1 protein-coding gene is annotated in these 2,896 nt (G+C 72.0%); it reads left to right on the top strand.

Translation table 11 applies throughout. The features are described from left to right. Nucleotides 1-2,896: ABC transporter transmembrane domain-containing protein (locus Y705_RS22175; RefSeq protein WP_162149035.1), on the top strand; the 2,896-nt coding region annotated here is incomplete at both ends.

Raw genomic sequence — 2,896 nt, 5'->3', positions numbered from 1 at the left:
GCAGCCCGCGGCCGCCGGGCGAATCCGGCAGCCCGCTGCGGCCCAGGGGGCGACGGCGCGCACCTCACCCGTCGCGTCGGTGCTCGCAGGTGGGCCGGCAGGTGCCGCCGGGTCCGGGGCCGCCGTCTATCTGCTCGGACTGCTCGCAGCCGTGCGGGCCGCGGGACTCGTCCTGATGGCCCAGGCGCTGGCCGTCGGAATCGCTTCACTGGCGGAAGGGTCCCTGCAGGCGGGTGGCGTCCTCGTCCCGGGCCTCCTCGGTGTCCTGCTCCGCACCGGTGCCGCCTGGGGGCAGGAAGCCACGGCGGCCCGGTTGGCCCTCGGGGTCAAGGAGCGACTGCGGGAGGCTGCCCTCCGACGGCTTCTGGCCGACGGCGGAACCTCGGGCGCCGCCGCCGGCAGCGGCCAGGGGTCGCTTGCGGTCCTGCTGACCCGCGGCCTCGACGGGCTGGACAAGTACTACACCCAGTACCTTCCCGCCCTCATCACGTGCGCGGTGGTGCCCCTGCTGGTCGGGGCGCGCATCCTCGCCGCGGACTGGATCAGTGCGCTGGTCATCGTGCTGACGGTTCCCCTGGTTCCGGTGTTCATGGTGCTGATCGGCCTGCATACCGCGGAGCGGACGCAGGAGGCGGCCACTGCGTTGGGGCGGTTGTCCGACCACCTCCTCGAACTCGCAAGGGGACTGCCGGTCCTCGTGGGGCTGGGACGGGCGGCGGAGCAGACCCGCGCCTTGCGGGACATCGCGGGCGACTACACCTCCCGAACGCTGACGACCCTCCGCACGGCCTTCCTTTCCTCGCTCGCGCTCGAACTCATCAGCACCATTTCGGTGGCCGTCGTCGCGGTCTTCGCCGGGGTCCGCCTGATCTCCGGCGACCTGGGCCTCGAGACCGCACTGGTGGCACTGATCCTCGCGCCGGAGTGCTACGGACCGCTGCGCGACGTCGGTGCCGCACACCATGCGAGCGAGGACGGGAAGGAAGCCGGAGCCCGCATCCGCTCCGTGATCGATGCGCCGGTCCTCCCGCCGCTCGCAGCCGGTGCCGCCCCCGGCGCCGGCGTCGCCCCCGATGGAACAGGTGGGGCCGACGAACCGACCGCAGCCGGCTCCTGGGCCGCCCTCTCCCGTGACGACACCGTCACTGTCCGCGACCTCAGCGCTTCCTACGACGGCGCCGTGCACCCCGTCTTCGAGCACGTCTCCTTCACGCTTCGCCCGGGCACCGTGACGGCCCTCCGGGGAGCGAGCGGCACCGGCAAGACGACCCTCCTGAAGGTCCTGACCCGCAGGACAGGACAGTCCGGCACTTTGGGCGTCACTGGCTCGGTCACCGGAACGGGTCCGGACCGGACCGCGTGGGTTCCGCAGCACCCCGAGCTGTTGATGGATACCGTGCGCGGTGAACTCGCACTGTATTCGGGGCTGCCGGAAGACGTGCCGGCGATCGATGCGCAGCTCGCCGCCGTCGGGGGGGCAGACCTCGCCCACAGGCGGACAAGTGAACTGAGTCCCGGAGAGGTGCGGCGCGTCGCCGTCGCCCGGGCGATGCTTCGGGCCCAGGACCCCCGCACCGGGCTCCTCCTGCTCGACGAGCCGACTGCACACGTCGATCCCGCAACCTCGGCTGCGATCCGCTCCGCGATCCTCCGGCGTCCGGCGCACCTCGCAGTGCTCCTGATCGCGCACGACGACGAGACGGCGGCCATCGCTGATCGGCAGCTCTGGATGGATCAGCTCCCAGCGCCTGCAGAAACCGCCTCCCCGCGGTCCGGAGAACTCATCGTCGACGGTCCCTGCGCTACCGCCGAACCGTCTGCTGCACCGCGGAGGAACGACACAGCCGCGGCACGGCGCGGGCCCCTGAAGCCGGACGCCGGGGGCGCTGCGCGGGTGTCCGGGGAGGGCGCCGGCGGTCCCATCCGCGACTGGTCCGGTTCAGCGCGCGCAGTGCTGGCGCTGGTCCGGCCGTGGGACCGGCGGTTCCTCGCCGCAGCTGCCCTCGGCCTCGGCGCCGCCCTCTTCGCCGTCGCGCTGACGGCCCTCAGCGGCTGGCTGATCGTCCGGGCAGCCGAACAGCCGCCGATCCTTTACCTGCTGACAGCGATCGTCGGGGTCCGATTCTTCGGAATCGGCAGATCGCTCCTGCGGTACTCCGAACGGTTGTGCCTGCATGGTGCCGTCTTCTTCCGCGCCGATACGACGCGCCTCCGGCTATGGAAGGGACTCCTCGACGCCAGTACGTCCTGGCGCACCATCGCGCGAGGCTCGGGGGACATCGAGCGCCTCGTCGGGGATGTGGATGAGCTGCGTGACCTCTCCGCCCGCGCGGTGTTTCCCTTCATCACCGCCCTCCTGACGGGACTCGCTGCACTTCTCACGACAGCCCTGCTGCACCCGGCGGCTTTGGGCTGGCAACTGGTCGCCGTGATGGCTGCAGTTCTCGTAGCGCCGGTCATCGCCGGACTGAGGGAACGGTCCGCCGGCGCGGCAGCCGTCCGCCTTCGGGCTGCCGCGCTCCAACGCATCACAGGCCTCCTACGCGCGGCTCCCGACCTGCAGGTCAACGGAGCGGACGAGCGGGCCCTGGAGATCTCCCGTGGGCTCGACGCCGAGGCATCGGCGGTCGCGCGCCGCTCAGCCGCAGCCGCAGGGGCAGCGTTCGCGATCATCGTCGCTGCATGTTGTGCGGCGGCCCTCGGAATCATCTTCACGGCGCAGGGACTACCTGCAGAGACGACGGCGGTGCTCGTCCTCCTGCAGCTTGCGCTCATCGAACCCTTCGCGGCAGGGGCGTCCGCGGTCCAGCACTGGGGGCCCCTCGCCGCAGTGACCCAGCGGATCGCGCCACGGCTCGCAGCCTCCACGGATGCCGGACCGGGGCGGCCATCGGCT

This window comes from Arthrobacter sp. H41, from assembly GCF_000520535.1.
Taxonomy (GTDB): domain Bacteria; phylum Actinomycetota; class Actinomycetes; order Actinomycetales; family Micrococcaceae; genus Arthrobacter_D.
Note: the sequence above shows the minus strand (reverse complement) of the source record. Positions and strands in the feature narration are given on the sequence as shown.